The following is a 14,380-nucleotide window of genomic DNA, read 5'->3' as shown; positions in this document are numbered from 1 at the left end:
GCGGCTCCGCTCAGTCGCCGGGCGGCCGGCGGCGCTGCCGCTTCGTCTCGGAGCGCTGCTGCTTCGCGGCGAGCCGCCGGCGGGTGGAGCCGCGCGTGGGCCGGGTCGGGCGCCGCGGGGCGGAGGGCGGCGCGAGGGCCGCGGTGATGATCCCGCGGAGCAGCTCGAGGGCCGTCTCGCGGTTGCGCAGCTGCGAGCGCTCCTGCGCCACCGTGACGGTGACCGCCCCGGAGACGAGCCGCCGCCCGAGGCGCTCGAGCAGGCGCGAGCGCTGCTCGTCCGAGAGGGCCGTCGACTCCTCGACGCTCCAGGTGAGCTGCACGCGGCTGTCGGAGGTGTTCACGTGCTGCCCGCCGGGCCCGGAGGAGCGCGAGAACCGCCACTGCAGCTCCGATGCGGGGACGACGAGCCCCGGCCGCACCTCGAGATCCATGCGGCAAGCCTGGCACGCGCCCACCCCGGAGCGGCAGCGCCGACGATCCGCTCCCGGGTGCGGTGTCCTCTTGCGGACGTGTCCGCTACAGGCTCTTGTCCCCGCCGTGGTCACGTCCCGACACTGGAGAGGTGCCCGGGCGGGCGCATCGGCCGACTCCTCATTGCCACCCGAAGGCGTCGAGGGGTCGGCCGCACGGCTCGGTCCCGCGGGAGCTCAATCGCGCGGCACCGTCTCGGCGAGGTCGATCTCACCGTCGTCCAGCGCTCCCGGCTCGAGCGCCTCCGGATCATCGAGCACCGGCTCTCCGGCACCGGCGTCGCCGTCGCGGGTGCGCGAGTCCGCCGCCCACGCCGTGCCGAGCGCGAAGAGCGTCGCCACTCCGTAGTGCTCCATCGCGGCGGCCACGCGGCGGCGGCCGGTCCGCGGATTCATGCCGAGCCGGTGCGACGCGGTCTCGAGCGTGACGCCCTGGCGCATCAGCCGGAGCAGCGGCAGCCAGCTCTGGTCGACGGCTCCGATCGGAGCGGCCTGCCGCCACAGCACCTCGAAGTACGACTCGACCAGACCGGCCAGCGCCGCATGGCGCACGCCGAGCACGCTGGTCGGCTTCGTCTCGCCCCACTCGAACGGGACGGCGAGGTGGTCGCCGTCGACCCAGAACCAGCTCGGTGGACTCTCGAGGAGCCGGTACTCGACGCCCGCCGCCTGGTACGCCTCCACCCGCGCGAGCACCTGCGGGTCGCGCGCGCCGGCGGCCGGCATGATGACCCGTACCCGGTCCTTCGCCGCGAGCGCGTGCCCGAAGCGGATCGCCCGCTCCGTCGGCGGGTCGAGGAACCGCTCCACGTTCGGGAGCACCGCCACGAGCGAGCCGGAGTCGCGGCGCACGAGGTCGAACCAGAGGTCCTCGGACGCGTGCGGACCGTGGCGGAGGAGGGTCGGCACGGGATCCGACGTGTCCTCGCCGACCCGCCAGGCGCCGAGCAGCATCGGCAGGCCCGCGACGACGCGCTCGATCCCGTCCAGGGACTCCCTGCCCGCCCGCCGCGCCGACTCCGTGTGCCGGGCGATGGCCGCGGCCGCCCACTCCATCGGCGCCGGGAAGTCGAGCTGCTCGCCCTCGCCGCCCATGAGCCCCCGGCCGCGGAGCCGCTCGATCGCCGCAGCGACCTCGGCCTCGTCGATGTGGGTCAGCTCCGCCGCGTCGGCCAGCGTCGCCGGCCGTCCCCGCAGCAGCGCGGCCAGGAGTCCGTCGTCGTCCATGCGTCTCCTTCGCCGTGGGCCGTCACCCGAGGGTGCCGTCTCCGCGGTCGAGGAGCAAGGGACGCGCGGCGGACGGCGGGGAGCGGCCAGGCGGGGGCGGGGGATGAACTCGTGACGGGCACGGACCTCGGCTCACCTGAGGACTTCCAGCGGAGACCTTCTTCTTCGCTCTCGATCGCACTCTTTCGCAGTGGCGCCTCGTCACCGGGAAGGCGGTGGTCACTGCGGACGTCCGGGATCGATCAGGAGCGCGGTACTGCGGTCACTCGGACAGCAGCGGGATCGAGCGGCCCAGGCGCCTGCCGTACTCGGCGATGGCGCGGCCGACGGGGAGCCGCTCGGCCTCGTAGCGCTCGAGCGCCTCGTCGACCGGGTGCCGCGCGAGGGAGGCGGCGAGGGCCAGCGCGTCGCCCGCCGCCTTGGCCGCGCCCATGGCCGTGTGCGGCCGCACCGTCACGGCGGCGTCACCGAGGAGGGCGACCCGGCCGCGCACCGTCCGCGGCGGGACGTAGTCGACGATCGCCTGCAGGAAGGGCTGCGGCTCGGCGAGGACGGAGGCCGCGAAGGGCGGCGGCAGGCGGTCGACCGCGTCCTCCTCGAGCCGGCGGCGGAGATCGGGAGCGAGGTCGCCGGGCGCGAGGGACACGCTCTCCGGCGGACGGCCGGACGCCGTCATCACTCCGCGGAGGGCGTCCTCGGAGAGGGGCCGGTACCAGACCCAGTTGTAGCGCCGTCGGCCGGGCTCCACCTCGCCGGCTGGTCCGGGGACGAGGTAGCCGAGCATGTGCTCGCCGGGCGCGGTGTAGAAGGCGAAGCGTCCGAGCAGAGTCGCCGCGGCCCCGGCGGGGAGCGCCGACTCCGGGATCAGCCCGCGCCAGGTCGAGTAGCCGACATAGCGGTTCCCCGGCGCCTCGGGCGCGACCGCCGCGCGCACGACGGATCCGAGGCCGTCGGCTCCGATGACGACGTCGAAATCCAGGCCGCTCCCGTCGCGCAGCTCGACGACGACCGGGTCCGTCCCGGTCGAGGGGCGCACCCCGGTGACGGCGTGACCGAGGAGGTAGCGGTCGGCGGGGATCCGCGAGCGGAGCGTGTCGTAGAGGTGGTCCCACGACACCTGCGTCTGCGGGGAGGGGTCGCGGCCGATCACGCGCCCGGAGCGGTCGAGGGTGATCCGCTCGTGCGCGACGACGCCGACCCGCGCCTCGTCGTCGCGGCCTATCGCGTGCAGGAGGTCGATCAGGTCCTGCTGGGCCACGAGCCCGGCTCCCCGCCGCGACAGGCCTGTCGCCGACCGCTCGAGGACCGTCACGCGGTGCCCGTCGCGGACGAGCAGGGCCGCGGCGAACAGTCCGCCGATCGAGCCGCCGACGATCCCGACGTCGAGCGGGCTCACCGCTCCTCCTGCTGCCATGAGCGCGACCGTACCGGCGAGCGGGCGGCCCTCGTTCCTACAGACGGCGGAACAGCGCCCCTCAGGCGCGGTCGTCCGCGCGCAGCGACCGGATCATGCCGCGGAGCAGGCGCGCCGCCGCCTGCCGCTCCTCCTCCGCGAGCCCCTCCAGCATCCGCAGCTCCACCCCGCGGACGGCGGCGGACGCCTCGGCGAGGCTGCGGCGTCCGCGCTCGGTGAGCCGGGCGGGGAGCACCTTTCCGACCGGAGCCGCGTCGGGGCGGGTGACGACGCCGTCGCGCTCCAGAGTCTGCAGCAGGACGTTCATCGACTGCCGGGTGACGAAGGCGCCCCGCGCGAGCTCCGAGTTCGAGAGGCCCGGCCGCTGGGCGAGGAGCTCGAGGCAGGAGTAGTGGGTGACCGTCATCCCGAGCGGGCGGAGCACGGCCTCCATCGCCGCGCGCAGGGCGCTCGACGCCTCCTTGAGGAGGTAGCCGAGCGAGGTCTCGAGGTCGATGCCGTCTTGACTCATGTCAGTATTCTGACATACGCTCCGGTGTGTCAGAAAGCTGACACAACCGAGGAGGAACCCCATGCCCGTCACCGGCCCCGACTTCGTCTCGCTCCAGGTCCGCGACCTCGCGGCGTCCCAGGCGTTCTACGAGCAGTACCTCGGCCTGGTCCGCTCGCCCGCCGGCCCGCCGCACGCCGTCGTCTTCGCGACGACTCCGATCGCCTTCGCCCTGCGCGACCTCGCGCCCGGCACCGACCTCGACTCCGCCTCCCGCCCCGGTGTGGGCGCCGCGATCTGGCTGCACGCGACCGGCGTGCAGGAGATCCACGACGCGCTCGTCGCCGACGGGCACCCCGTCGTCGCGGCTCCCATCGACGGCCCGTTCGGGCGCACCTTCACCTTCGCCGACCCGGACGGCTACCACGTCACCCTGCACGACCGCGCCTGAGCGGGACGGTGCGGACCGCGCCTGAGCTGAGCGGGGCGGAGGACGAGGCCGGGCGCCTCAGCCCATCGCGCGCAGCTGAGCCGCGAAGAGATGCAGCGAGCGGTCGACCTCGGGCAGCGCCGGCGTCCGGTTGAGGTGCCCGTGGGGCATGCCGGCGGCCAGGTGCCCGGTCACGGCGACGCCCGCCTCCGCGAGCTGGCGCAGGAGCAGCTCCGCTGACCCCCGCAGCTCGTCGTACTCGTTCACGAGGACCGTGACCGGAGGCAGACCCGCCAGCGGCGCGGAGCCGGGCAGCGCCTCGACGGGGAGGTCGGAGATCCGCCCGAGGTAGGTGCGCACCATGCCCTCGATGCTCGACGGAGGGAAGCGGAGGACCGGCGGCAGCTCGCGCAGCTCGGCCGCGATCGCGTCGTCGACGGCGGGGTTGGGGAAGTGGGCGAAGGGGTAGGCCAGGAGCACGTGCTCCGGCAGCCGCGCACCGGCGTCGCGCTCGCGGAGGACCGCACCGAGGGCCAGGGCCGCTCCCGCGCTCGCGCCGCCGATCGCGACGGGTGTGGATCCGGACTCCGTGCTGCGGAGGTGCCGCCAGGCGGCGTGCACGTCGTCGAGCGGGACGGGGTAGCGGACGTCGGGGCCGGCGAGCCGGTAGTCGACGGAGACGACCCGGGCCCGCGCCCGGTGCGCGAGCTCCGCCGCGACGACGTGCGACTCGCGCATGTCGATGCTCCCGGCGGCGAACCCTCCTCCGTGCACCCAGAGCAGAGCGCGCTCGGGCGCGGCGGGCGAGTACACGCGCAGCGGGACCGGTCCGTGCGGGCCGGACGCGGTCTCCGTGACGACGTCGATCCCCTCGGGCAGCCACCAGGGCCCCGGATCCTCCTCGAAGGCGGCCATGCGGGCGGCCTGCTCGGCGTCGAGCGGATACGCGAGGCCGGCCAGGAGGGGCAGCCGGGCGGCGAGATACGGATCGAGCGGCATCGGCGCCTCCTGCGGGGTCGGGGTCGCGGACCACGCTAGCCCGGCCGCGGGTCCTCGAGCGGCGCCTGCTCAGCCGCGTCGCTGCAGGAGCATCACGCCGTCCAGGAGCACGGCTGCCGTGCCGTCGGGAGCGGTCACGGCGCGCTCCCTCGTCTCGACGAGCTCCGCGGTCCACTCGGCGGGGTCGAGGGCCAGCTCGGCGAGCTCCTCCTCGGGGCCGACGAGGTGCATCGCTCCGTGGCGGTGGTCGTCGCCGCTCGCCCACGGCGGGGGTGCGGCGTGCGAGACGACGGCGAGGCGGCCGCCGGGAGCGACGACGGAGGCCGTCCGCCGCAGCACGTCGATCCGCGGGAACTCGGCCATCGAGTGCAGGAAGCTCGCCGTCACCAGATCGAACTCCCCCACGACCGGCCAGTCCTCGGCGAGGTCGGCCTGCACGAAGTCCACGTCGGCGCCCCGCTCGGCCGCGGCCGCGCGCGCCCGGCCCAGCGCCGTCTCGGAGAGGTCGAGCCCGGTCACGCGCCAGCCGAGCGACGCCAGCCACAGCGCGTCCGCCCCCTCGCCGGCGCCGAGGTCGAGGGCGCGGCCCGGCGGCAGCGAGCCGACCAGCCCGACCAGCGTCGCGTTCGGCCGGCCCGACCAGATCCGATCGGAGTCGGCGTAGCGCGCCTCCCACTGCTCGCGTGCGGTGCTCATGCTGCTCCTCGTCCCCGGGCGCAGGGGCACCCGCGTCGAGGATGCCGCGCCGCCGCTCCGGCCGCCAGCCGTCGTGCCGAACCGGCACGGGCACCCGTCCCGCGGACGACACGGCCGGACGGAGCCGCGGCGCCGCGCGGACCCGCCGGACGCACTTCCCCGACACGCCCCGCGCCGATTAGCGTCGGTGCATGGCCCTCCGACTCGAAGAGATCATCGTCGACTGCACCGACTTCCGGACCCTCGGGCACTGGTGGCAGGAGGCGCTCGGCTGGGACGTCGTGGACGAGGACGAGGACGGCATCGAGCTGCTCGCCCCGTCGGGCCGCGGGCCGAGCCTGCTCTTCCTCGACGTGCCCGAGCGCAAGACCGTGAAGAACCGCCTGCACCTGGATTTCGTGCCGGACGACGAGGAGGCGGAGGTCGCGCGGCTGGTCGGCCTGGGGGCGACGCGGTCCGATGTCGGGCAGGGCGAGCAGTCCTGGGTCGTGCTCGCCGACCCGGAGGGCAACGAGTTCTGCATCCTCTCGGCGCGGGAGTGAGAGCGCTTCCACTTTCCGGGACGGTTGTCGGGAAAGCGCTTCCATGCGCACGCATCGAAAAAGAATCTGAGAAGTCAAGGGTAGAACGATCGTTCTCGACTCCCTAGCATCGCGTCCGACGCGTTTCCCGACCGGGAGCGCGCGGAGCCGAGGAGTCACCGTGACCACCTACGACAGACCCGTCGCCGCCGTCGGCATGACGCAGTCGCAGCAGCAGGGCGAGCTGCTCGCCGGCCGCGCCCTCGAGAACCGCGCCCTCGGCCTCTACGCGTACGCCTACCGGCTCACACTGTCGGACTCCGCGGCGAGCGCCGCCCTCCGTCACGCGGCGGTCACCGTCCGCAGCGGACGGCCGCAGGGACTCGACGACACGGGCGCCCTCGACCTGATGCGCTCCGAGGTCGGGCGCGCGAGCGTGCAGTGCGGCGGCTCCGCGATGGAGCGCGCCGAGCAGGCCCCCGCGGCGATCCGCGAGGACGACCTGCTGCGCTCGGGCTTCCACCGCCGCCTGCACGCCCTGCCGACGCTCGAGCGCCAGGCCTGGCTGCTCCGGCACACCGGCGGCCACGACGTCGACGCGATCGCGGCGATGCTGCAGGAGCCGGCGGAGCGCATCCGCTCGGCTCTCGCCTCGGCCGCCCGCACGCTGGTCGAGGGCGAGCTGGCCGAGAGCGAGTCCGCGGAGTAGCGCGGCACGAGGTGCCCGAGAGACGCCGGGTCCAGCCGGCGGCGCCCCTCAGGCGTCTGGGACCCGGCCGCGACTCGGCGCGACCGGGAGGACGGGGTCAGTCGAGGTAGTCGATGTCGTCCCACGGCTGGTGGACGTCACCGGTGTCGCGGTCGTCGTCCGGCACCTCGAGCTCCTCGAAGATCACCGGAACACCCGTCGAGATCAGGACGCTGACCTGGCGGTTGCCCACGATCACGAAGTCGACGAGGCCTCCTCCGGCCTGCGTCGCCTCGGTCGCCGACCGCTTCAGCTCGGCGACGTCGGTCCCCTGGGACAGCCCGTAGGTCTTGCCCTCGATGGTGACGGTGGTGCGGATCATGTGGCGCTGCTGCTCCTCGGCTCGATGGGTTCAGCGTACGAATCGCGCGCGAGCGCTGCCAGGCCTTGCGGTGGAGGCCCGCGGCTGCCACGGGTGAAGGGGCCGGCTGAGGCGAGCGGCGTCCGGAGCCGAGGCCGGAAGCAGCGTGACGGGCCGCTCGGGCGGATCCGCCGCTCCTGACCTCGGTTCCGGACACCGGGCGGCGGAGTCAACCGGGCGCGCTCCACGGAGCTCCCGCCGTAGCGTGGAACCTGTCCGCACGTTCCGCATCCAGCGACAAGGAGGATCCGATGACCGAGAAGAACACTCCCGAGGACCCGCAGACCACCGACCCCGAGCACGTCGACCCCGAGACGGCCACCGACCCCGAGGGCGACCCGGTCGAGAACCCGTCGGGCTGACGCCCGCACCGGAACGGCCCGCGACCGCCGGGACACCGCTGAGAAGGCGGCGTCCCGGAGGTCGCGGGCCGTTCCCGTGTCCGGCACCGCCATACTGACGGAGTGCAGGCCGAGGACGACGAGCGCAGGGATCTCGAGCGGATCCTGTCGGCCCGACCCCGCGACGACGGCGCCGACCGGGACGAGCGGCGCGAGGCGCTGCGACGGCTCGGCGAGCTGGAGGCGGAGGACGCTCCTCCCGGAGTGACGCGGTCCGGCGCGCGGACCGGCGCCGCGCCGTCCGTGGCGCAGACGGGCGCGGCGCATCCCGGGACGGCGACCGACTCGCGTCTCCCCCTGCCCGCGACCGCACTTCCGCTGTCGGCGACCGCCGGCTCCGAGACTGCGGAGTCGCCCGCCGAGCACCCCGACGGGCCGGCCCCGCGGACGCCGCACCCGCGCCGCCGCCGCCTCGTGCTCGCTGCCGCGATCGTCGGCGGAGCCGCGGTCGGCGCGATCGTCCCCACCGCGCTCCTCCTCCCTCCGCCTGCGGACCCTGTCGCCCCGCCGACCGCCTCCGCGGATCCCGCCGACCGCTTCGCCGCGCTCGTCGAGGGCTGGGAGCCGACCACCGACGTCCCGCCGGGCCTCGCTCTGCTCGCCGGGGAGGCCACGGTCTACGGCTCCGGGTTCGACACCGCCGAGAACGACCGCCTGCTGATCACCGAGCCGAACGGCACCACGGTCTGCCTCGCCGTGCAGCGCCCGGACGCGTCCTTCTTCGCCGGCTGCACCGGCTCGGAGGCGTTCTTCGCCGGGGAGCCCCTCCGGGTCAGCGGTACGACGCTCCGCAGCGGCGCCCCGGTGTACACGCAGATCCTGCTCCGCCCGGACGGGACGATCGAGGGCGGCTACCAGCTGGTGCCGGAGTCGCCGCAGCCCGAGGCGGCGGAGTCCGGATCGGTGGAGTCCGGGTCGGTGGAGTCCGGGTCGGTGGAGTCCGGGTCGGTGGACCCCGCGACCAGCGAGCCCTGAACCGCCGAGCCCGCGACCAGCGAGCCGTGAGCCTGCGACCAGCGAGCCTCTAGGCGCGCGTCGCCTCCGCCGCGTCCGCGATCACCTCGGCCGCGGACGCCGTCCGCTCCCACACCGCGCGCTGCCGCTCGGCGCCCGTGCCCCGCGCCAGGACCCGCTCGACGCCGCACGCCGCGACCTCCTCGTCGCCCGACTCCGCCAGCGCCCGACCCGCGTGGTCGAGCAGGCGCGCCAGTACCGCGGAGGCGGGGGCCGGGCAGCCGTCGACCGGATCGATGAGGTCGCCGGTCGTGCCGTGGCGGCTCGCCAGCCACGAGGAGACGGCGATCACCGGAGTCGGCAGCGGCACGGGCGGAACCCCGGCGCCCGCGTCGCGCACGGCCGTCTCGGCGAGCGCCCGGATCAGGACGGCGATCAGCGCCGAGTCCTCGGCGTGCAGCGGGACGTCGGCGATGCGCACCTCGACGGTCGGGTGCGCACGGGAGAGACGGGCGTCGAAGTAGAGCATGCCCTCGTCCAGCAGCACGCCGCAGGAGGTGAGGGAGGCGACGACGCTCCGGTACTGCTCGAGGTCGCCCCAGATCCCGACCGGGCCGGCGGTGGGCCAGCGCCCCCACGACTGGTAGCGCCAGCTGGCGAAGCCGGTGTCGACGCCGGCGCTCAGCGGGGAGTTGGTGCTCAGGGCGAGGAGGGCGGGCAGCCAGCCGCGCAGCCGGTCGAGGACCGCGATCCCCTCCTCCGGCGACCCGATCCCGACATGGACGTGCAGGCCGCAGGTGAACTGCTCGCGGGCGACGAGGCCGAAGCGCTCGGCCATCCGGTCGTAGCGCTCGTCGGCCGAGAGGTGCGGCTCGAACGCGGCGGGGCTGGTCGCGACCGCGACGGCGCGGGCACCGACCTCGCGGGCGGAGTCGTCGGCCAGGCGGCGGCCCTCGCGCAGTCCGGCCAGCAGCGCGTCGTGCGTGCGGGCGGGCGAGCCGACCGCCTCGATCTGCTCCGCCTTGAGCTCGGCGGCCAGGGCGACCGCCGCGGAGCCGCGGACGGAGCCGAGCAGCAGCGGCGCCGCAGGCGTCGGGAGGAACGTGCCGGCGTCGACGAGGAGGTACTCCTCCTCCACCCCGAAGGTGCGGGCGCTCATCGGAGCGCCTTCCGCTCGAGTCCCCCGCCGCAGCCCACCCGGTCATCCCACCGTGCCGGGCGCCCGCCGGGCAACCGTCCTCGGCCGATGTTCAGCGTCGGGACGCCCGCGACGCCGGTCCGCGGGCGGGCTGTCAAGGCCGGGTGCAGCGGGGCGCGGAGCGGCAGGATCGGAGCACACCCAGAACCGGAGGTCCCCGTGCCCGACAGCACTCCCGAGCAGGCCGAGTACGACGTCGCCGTCATCGGCGCAGGACCCGCGGGGACGGCCGCCGCCCTCCGCGCCGCGGAGCTGGGAGCGCGCGTCGTCGTGCTCGAGGCCGCGCGCGTCGGCGGCACCTGCGTCAACACCGGCTGCGTGCCCACCCGCGTCCTCGCGAAGACGGCGCGGATGATGCGCGAGACCCGCTCCGCCGGCGACTACGGGATCGAGATCGGCACTCCCGTCCTCGACTGGGCCGCGACCGTGCGCCACGTGCACGAGCGCGTCGACCTGGTGCGCTCGATCAAGAGCGAGGCGCAGCGGTTCGAGGAGGCGGGAGTCGACCTGATCCACGAGGGCCGCGCCCGCTTCGTCGACGAGAGCACCCTCGTGCTCGACAGCGGGCGGCGGATCCGCGCGCGCTCGATCATGGTCTGCGTCGGCGGGCACTCGCGGCGGCTGCCGATCCCGGGCGCCGAGCTCGCGACCGTGCCGGAGGACGTGCTCGGGCTGACCGAGCTGCCGCGCCGCGTCGCCGTGATCGGCGGCGGCAACACGGGCGCCCAGCTCGTCACCGTCTTCAACGCCTTCGGCTCGGAGGTGACGCTCCTCGACGTCGCCCCGCGGATCCTGATGACCTCCGACTCCAGCATCTCCGAGCACGTCGGCGCCGCCTTCGAGCGCCAGGGCGTCCGCGTCCGCACCGGGATCGAGACGGTGTCGGGCATCGAGCGGCAGGACGACGGCTCGCTCGCGATCGCGTGGCGCGAGGGCGGCGAGGACCGCACGGCCGAGGTCGACGTGGTGATCATGGCCACCGGCTGGCCCGCCGACGTCGAGGACCTCGGACTCGAGAACGCGGGCATCGAGGTCGTCCGCTCGGCGATCCCCGCCGATCAGTACTTCCGCACGGTGGTGCCGCACATCTTCGCGGTCGGCGACGCGAACGGGCGCGACATGCTCGTGCAGGCGGCGCAGTTCGAGGCGGAGGCCGCCGCCGAGAACGCGGTGCTCGGCGCGAACCGGCGCACGCCTCAGTTCCTCCTGCCCGCGGGCGGATTCACGGACCCTGACTACGCGGGCGTCGGCTTCACGCAGGAGCAGGCCCGCGAGCGCGACCCGCAGTGCGTCGTCGCCTCGGTGCCGTTCTCGCACCTGGACCGCGCCGTCATCGACGACCGCGAGAACGGGTTCCTCACGCTGATCGCCGACCGGCGCCGCGAGCTGCTGCTCGGCGCGCACGCGGTCGGCGAGAACGCGATCGAGGTCGTGCAGTCGGTGACCACGGCGATGGCGGCCGGAGTCGACCTCGCGACCCTCGCGAACGTCCGCTTCGCCTACCCCACCTACAGCGCGGTGATCGGGATGGCGGCGCGCGCCCTGCTGGCCGAGCCGGCGCGCCCGACCGAGCTGGACTGACGCGCTACCCGATCCTCGGAGGCGGCGCCAGCCCCGAACCGGCGGCCCGCCGCCTCCGAACAACTGGAGACGGGCACTCCGCCCGCCCCGCCGAGAGGAACCCCTGTGCCGATCCCCGCTGTCGACTACAACCACGTCCGACTCACCGTCCGCGACATCGCCGTCTCGCGCCCCTTCTACGACTCCGTCTTCGGCTTCGACGTCGCCTTCGAGGCGCCGCCGGCCGACGCGTCGCCGGAGGAGAAGGAGCAGCTGGCGTTCGTGTTCGGCGGCGTGATCTACCAGTTCCCGGGCGGACTGCTCGGCCTGCGCCCCGTCGCCTCCGGCGACGACCGCTTCGACGAGGACCGGGTCGGGCTCGACCACGTCAGCTTCACCGTCCCCGACCTCGACGCGCTGAAGGCGGCCGCGGCCGTGCTCGACGACCTCGGCATCGCCCACGAGCCGATCAAGGACGCCGGCGGCATGAGCCTCCTCGAGTTCCGCGACCCCGACAACATCGCGCTCGAGATCACGTCCCCGAGCTGATCGGAGCAGCGCGCGTATCGAGATCTCCACGCACGAACGGGCAGGTCTCGATACGCCGCTTCGGGCTACTCGACCAGCAGAAGTCCCCGCCGTGCTGATCGAGTAGCGCGCACCGCGCGCGTCTCGAGATCCCCGCGCACGCCCGGAGAAGCGGACTACGGACGCCGTCGACGGTACGGGGTCGTCGTCGACACCCGGACGAGGCCCGCGCGCTCCAGGATGGGCCGCGAGTACTCGGTCGAGTCGCTGTGCACGAGGGTCTTCCCGAGTGCCTGTGCGGAGGCGGCGCGGGCGGCCGTGACCAGGCCGTAGAGCCCGCGTCCGCGGTACTCCGGCAGCGTCGCTCCGCCCCAGATGCCGGCGAAGGCGGTGCCCGGGACGGGCTCGAGCCGGCCGCCGGACGCCATCCGCTCGTCGACCTCGGCGACCCACAGCTCCATGCCGTCGCCGCGCGCCAGGCGGGCGACGAGCGAATCGGCGATCGACACGTCGACCTCCTCCTCGAAGGCGGCGTCGATCATGGCGCTGAACGCGCGGACGTCCGGCTCGTCGACGACCCGCCGCAGCACGACCCCCTCCGGGACCGGCCGGTCCGAGAGCAGCGCCTCGACCGGGCCGATCATGATCGACTCGGCCTCGTCCGGCGCGAAGCCGTTCGCGACGAGGGCGTCGTGCAGGCCGGGGGCCTCGTCGTGGCCGCGGGTCTTCCACTCGACGCGGGTGATGCCGGGATCGGCGTCGAAGTGCGCGCAGGCCGCGGCGACCAGGCGGGCGATCTCCGCGGAGGAGGCGCCGGCGAGGTCGCGGTAGGTGACGAAGCCGCGTCCGCTGGCGAAGGTCACCAGACGCAGAGGCCCTTCGCGCGTCACGGAGACGGCGCTCGGGGTCTCGGCGTCGGAGCGGAGCTGGTCGTCGTAGGCGCGGAGGTAGTCGGAGCTCATCGCCCCGACGCTACCCCCGGACCCGGGCGATCAGGTCCTGGATGAAGGGGATGACGTCCTTCGCCTGGTCGACGCTGGCGAATCCGGTCGCGACGAGCGGCCAGATCGAGCCGATGAGCGTCGCGATCACGGCGGCCACTGCGGCGACCCAGGCGAGGGCCGCGTTGCGGGAGAGGAACGCGACGGCGAGGCAGGCCAGGCCGACCGCGTAGCTGAGGACGATCGAGAGGACGATCGCGCCGACCGGGACGTCGAGCGCCCCGGCCGTGGTGCCGTCGGCCGCGCCGATCAGCCCGAGGACGGGCAGCAGCACGGCGACGACGACCACGAACGAGAGCACGACGCCCGTGCCGAGCGCGATCCAGGCCGCACGCGGCTTGCGTCGCGCGCTGTACGAGCGGGTGCGCACGGGACTACTCCCGACCGGCGGTGGACGACGCGCGGTCGTCCTCGGAGCGGTCGGCGTCGTCGGACGCGTCGTCGCGATCGGCCGCGGCCTCGTCGCGCTCGACGTGCTCGGGCTCCTCCGCCGGAGCGACCTCGACGGTCGCGGTGCGGGGGTCGCCGTCGTCGTCGACCGGCTCGACCTGGACGCGGACCACGAACTCCGCGGTCTCGACGACGGCCGGGGCCGCGTGCGTCTCGACGCGGGGGTCGTCCTCGTCGCGCTCGGCGGCGCGCTCGTCGTCGGCCGTCTTCTGGGCGGCTGCGCGCTCGTCGCGCTCGTCGCGCTCGTCGGCCGCGCGGTCCATCGCGTCCGCGGCGTCGTCGGCGGCATCCGCCAGGCGTCCGCGGGCGGAGTCGACGGCACCGGAGACGGCGTCGCGGGCGTTCCCGGCGGCCTCCTTGGCGGAGTCGCGGGCGTCGGACGCGGCGCGCTTGGCGGTGTCGACGAGCGGCTCCTCGTCCTCCTCCGGCTTCTCGATCGGGTCGAACGGGCCGTGGACGTCGGTCGCCTCGACGTTGACGACGACGTGGCCGCCGGCGACCGGCTCCGCCACGCGCTGCACCTGATCGCGCACGGCGTCCAGGACCTCGCGGACGGGGTGAGGATACTCGACGACGAGGTCGATGTCGACGGTGGTGACGCCGTCGGCCTTCGAGACCGTGACTCCGGGGACGGTGCTGGTGCCCAGCACGCGGCGGGAGGCGCGGTCGAGGCCGCGGGCGACGGCTCCGCCGAGGTGGTGGACGCCGGACACGCGCTGGGCGCTCTCGCCGGCGGCGGTCGCGACCCGGCTCTCGGTCGACTCGGGCTCGGACGGCTTCCCGTCGCGGCGGGCGGACTCGCGCCGGCTCTGCTGGTTCGGGGTCGGCTGCTCATCGGTGCGGATGCGCTCGACGGTGCCGGGCTCCATCGGATCGGACATGGGGTGCTCCTTCAGAAAGACTTCCATCCCGCCTGAGCGGGGCTCTCCG

Annotated in this window: 17 protein-coding genes; 6 read left to right on the top strand and 11 right to left on the bottom strand. The window is 74.8% G+C overall.

Annotation, left to right across the window (positions count from 1 at the left end):
• Nucleotides 1–10: 10 nt before the first annotated feature.
• From arfB to C5C36_RS02615, 4 genes are all read right to left on the bottom strand, one after another.
• Nucleotides 11–433 carry an alternative ribosome rescue aminoacyl-tRNA hydrolase ArfB gene (gene arfB / locus C5C36_RS02630; RefSeq protein ID WP_104309199.1) on the bottom strand — a complete coding sequence of 141 codons (423 nt, stop codon included), beginning with the start codon at nucleotides 431–433 and terminating at the stop codon, nucleotides 11–13.
• 216 nt (nucleotides 434–649) lie between these two features.
• Nucleotides 650–1,699 carry a hypothetical protein gene (locus tag C5C36_RS02625; RefSeq protein WP_104309198.1) on the bottom strand — a complete coding sequence of 350 codons (1,050 nt, stop codon included), beginning with the start codon at nucleotides 1,697–1,699 and terminating at the stop codon, nucleotides 650–652.
• 262 nt (nucleotides 1,700–1,961) lie between these two features.
• Nucleotides 1,962–3,113: an FAD-dependent monooxygenase gene (locus C5C36_RS02620; protein ID WP_219814874.1), complete on the bottom strand. Its 1,152-nt coding sequence runs from the start codon at nucleotides 3,111–3,113 to the stop codon at nucleotides 1,962–1,964.
• Nucleotides 3,114–3,174: 61 nt separating this feature from the next.
• Nucleotides 3,175–3,624, bottom strand: a complete 450-nt coding sequence (locus tag C5C36_RS02615) for a MarR family winged helix-turn-helix transcriptional regulator (RefSeq protein ID WP_104232916.1) — start codon at nucleotides 3,622–3,624, stop codon at nucleotides 3,175–3,177.
• Nucleotides 3,625–3,685: 61 nt separating this feature from the next.
• Here C5C36_RS02615 and C5C36_RS02610 point away from each other — a divergent pair, with 61 nt between their 5' ends.
• Nucleotides 3,686–4,054 carry a VOC family protein gene (locus C5C36_RS02610; RefSeq protein WP_104238135.1) on the top strand — a complete coding sequence of 123 codons (369 nt, stop codon included), beginning with the start codon at nucleotides 3,686–3,688 and terminating at the stop codon, nucleotides 4,052–4,054.
• A 57-nt stretch (nucleotides 4,055–4,111) separates the two neighbouring features.
• Here C5C36_RS02610 and C5C36_RS02605 read toward each other — a convergent pair whose 3' ends face one another.
• Together C5C36_RS02605 and C5C36_RS02600 are read right to left on the bottom strand one after the other, a co-directional pair.
• Nucleotides 4,112–5,032 (bottom strand): alpha/beta hydrolase fold domain-containing protein, encoded by a 921-nt coding sequence (locus tag C5C36_RS02605; protein WP_104266510.1) that lies wholly within the window; start codon nucleotides 5,030–5,032, stop codon nucleotides 4,112–4,114.
• A gap of 69 nt (nucleotides 5,033–5,101) precedes the next feature.
• A complete protein-coding gene (locus C5C36_RS02600; protein WP_104309196.1) occupies nucleotides 5,102–5,728 on the bottom strand; it encodes a class I SAM-dependent methyltransferase in 627 nt (208 codons plus the stop codon).
• 191 nt (nucleotides 5,729–5,919) lie between these two features.
• On the opposite strand from C5C36_RS02600, the gene C5C36_RS02595 reads away from it, so the two are divergent.
• Nucleotides 5,920–6,270: a VOC family protein gene (locus C5C36_RS02595; RefSeq protein WP_104309195.1), complete on the top strand. Its 351-nt coding sequence runs from the start codon at nucleotides 5,920–5,922 to the stop codon at nucleotides 6,268–6,270.
• Nucleotides 6,271–6,430: 160 nt separating this feature from the next.
• Nucleotides 6,431–6,958 (top strand): hypothetical protein, encoded by a 528-nt coding sequence (locus tag C5C36_RS02590; protein WP_104309194.1) that lies wholly within the window; start codon nucleotides 6,431–6,433, stop codon nucleotides 6,956–6,958.
• Between the two features lie 97 nt (nucleotides 6,959–7,055).
• Here C5C36_RS02590 and C5C36_RS02585 read toward each other — a convergent pair whose 3' ends face one another.
• Nucleotides 7,056–7,319 carry a hypothetical protein gene (locus C5C36_RS02585; RefSeq protein WP_104224053.1) on the bottom strand — a complete coding sequence of 88 codons (264 nt, stop codon included), beginning with the start codon at nucleotides 7,317–7,319 and terminating at the stop codon, nucleotides 7,056–7,058.
• Nucleotides 7,320–7,822: 503 nt separating this feature from the next.
• On the opposite strand from C5C36_RS02585, the gene C5C36_RS02580 reads away from it, so the two are divergent.
• Entirely contained in the window at nucleotides 7,823–8,734 is a 912-nt protein-coding gene (locus tag C5C36_RS02580) for a hypothetical protein (RefSeq protein ID WP_104309193.1), read from the top strand.
• Between the two features lie 49 nt (nucleotides 8,735–8,783).
• Here the strand turns inward: C5C36_RS02580 and C5C36_RS02575 are convergent, their stop codons facing one another.
• Nucleotides 8,784–9,872 carry a glutamate--cysteine ligase gene (locus tag C5C36_RS02575; RefSeq protein ID WP_104269571.1) on the bottom strand — a complete coding sequence of 363 codons (1,089 nt, stop codon included), beginning with the start codon at nucleotides 9,870–9,872 and terminating at the stop codon, nucleotides 8,784–8,786.
• Nucleotides 9,873–10,070: 198 nt separating this feature from the next.
• Here C5C36_RS02575 and C5C36_RS02570 point away from each other — a divergent pair, with 198 nt between their 5' ends.
• Together C5C36_RS02570 and C5C36_RS02565 are read left to right on the top strand one after the other, a co-directional pair.
• Nucleotides 10,071–11,492: an NAD(P)/FAD-dependent oxidoreductase gene (locus tag C5C36_RS02570; protein WP_258072170.1), complete on the top strand. Its 1,422-nt coding sequence runs from the start codon at nucleotides 10,071–10,073 to the stop codon at nucleotides 11,490–11,492.
• A gap of 105 nt (nucleotides 11,493–11,597) precedes the next feature.
• Nucleotides 11,598–12,020 (top strand): VOC family protein, encoded by a 423-nt coding sequence (locus tag C5C36_RS02565; RefSeq protein ID WP_104309191.1) that lies wholly within the window; start codon nucleotides 11,598–11,600, stop codon nucleotides 12,018–12,020.
• A 155-nt stretch (nucleotides 12,021–12,175) separates the two neighbouring features.
• Here the strand turns inward: C5C36_RS02565 and C5C36_RS02560 are convergent, their stop codons facing one another.
• Genes C5C36_RS02560 through C5C36_RS02550 form a run of 3 tightly spaced genes read right to left on the bottom strand, consistent with a single transcriptional unit; the run spans nucleotide 12,176 to nucleotide 14,331 of the window.
• Nucleotides 12,176–12,961 (bottom strand): GNAT family N-acetyltransferase, encoded by a 786-nt coding sequence (locus C5C36_RS02560; RefSeq protein WP_104309190.1) that lies wholly within the window; start codon nucleotides 12,959–12,961, stop codon nucleotides 12,176–12,178.
• 10 nt (nucleotides 12,962–12,971) lie between these two features.
• A complete protein-coding gene (locus tag C5C36_RS02555; RefSeq protein ID WP_104309189.1) occupies nucleotides 12,972–13,370 on the bottom strand; it encodes a hypothetical protein in 399 nt (132 codons plus the stop codon).
• Between the two features lie 4 nt (nucleotides 13,371–13,374).
• On the bottom strand, nucleotides 13,375–14,331 hold the full coding sequence (locus C5C36_RS02550; protein WP_181133762.1) for an Asp23/Gls24 family envelope stress response protein: 957 nt from the start codon (nucleotides 14,329–14,331) through the stop codon (nucleotides 13,375–13,377).
• Nucleotides 14,332–14,380 lie beyond the last annotated feature (49 nt).

The sequence above is a fragment of the Rathayibacter sp. AY1G1 genome (genome assembly GCF_002932095.1).
In the GTDB taxonomy this organism is placed as follows: domain Bacteria; phylum Actinomycetota; class Actinomycetes; order Actinomycetales; family Microbacteriaceae; genus Rathayibacter.
The sequence above is the reverse complement of the archived record's forward strand: the minus strand, read 5'-3'. Positions and strand labels throughout refer to the sequence as shown.

Excerpts from the sequence above, each read along its gene's own strand:
- C5C36_RS02600 (WP_104309196.1), bottom strand. The coding sequence starts at position 5,728 with ATGAGCACCGCACGCGAGCAGTGGGAGGCGCGCTACGCCGACTCCGAT.
- C5C36_RS02595 (WP_104309195.1), top strand. The coding sequence starts at position 5,920 with ATGGCCCTCCGACTCGAAGAGATCATCGTCGACTGCACCGACTTCCGG.
- C5C36_RS02560 (WP_104309190.1), bottom strand. The coding sequence starts at position 12,961 with ATGAGCTCCGACTACCTCCGCGCCTACGACGACCAGCTCCGCTCCGAC.
- C5C36_RS02605 (WP_104266510.1), bottom strand. The coding sequence starts at position 5,032 with ATGCCGCTCGATCCGTATCTCGCCGCCCGGCTGCCCCTCCTGGCCGGC.
- C5C36_RS02615 (WP_104232916.1), bottom strand. The coding sequence starts at position 3,624 with ATGAGTCAAGACGGCATCGACCTCGAGACCTCGCTCGGCTACCTCCTC.
- C5C36_RS02585 (WP_104224053.1), bottom strand. The coding sequence starts at position 7,319 with ATGATCCGCACCACCGTCACCATCGAGGGCAAGACCTACGGGCTGTCC.
- C5C36_RS02550 (WP_181133762.1), bottom strand. The coding sequence starts at position 14,331 with ATGTCCGATCCGATGGAGCCCGGCACCGTCGAGCGCATCCGCACCGAT.
- C5C36_RS02625 (WP_104309198.1), bottom strand. The coding sequence starts at position 1,699 with ATGGACGACGACGGACTCCTGGCCGCGCTGCTGCGGGGACGGCCGGCG.
- C5C36_RS02610 (WP_104238135.1), top strand. The coding sequence starts at position 3,686 with ATGCCCGTCACCGGCCCCGACTTCGTCTCGCTCCAGGTCCGCGACCTC.
- C5C36_RS02575 (WP_104269571.1), bottom strand. The coding sequence starts at position 9,872 with ATGAGCGCCCGCACCTTCGGGGTGGAGGAGGAGTACCTCCTCGTCGAC.
- arfB (WP_104309199.1), bottom strand. The coding sequence starts at position 433 with ATGGATCTCGAGGTGCGGCCGGGGCTCGTCGTCCCCGCATCGGAGCTG.
- C5C36_RS02620 (WP_219814874.1), bottom strand. The coding sequence starts at position 3,113 with ATGGCAGCAGGAGGAGCGGTGAGCCCGCTCGACGTCGGGATCGTCGGC.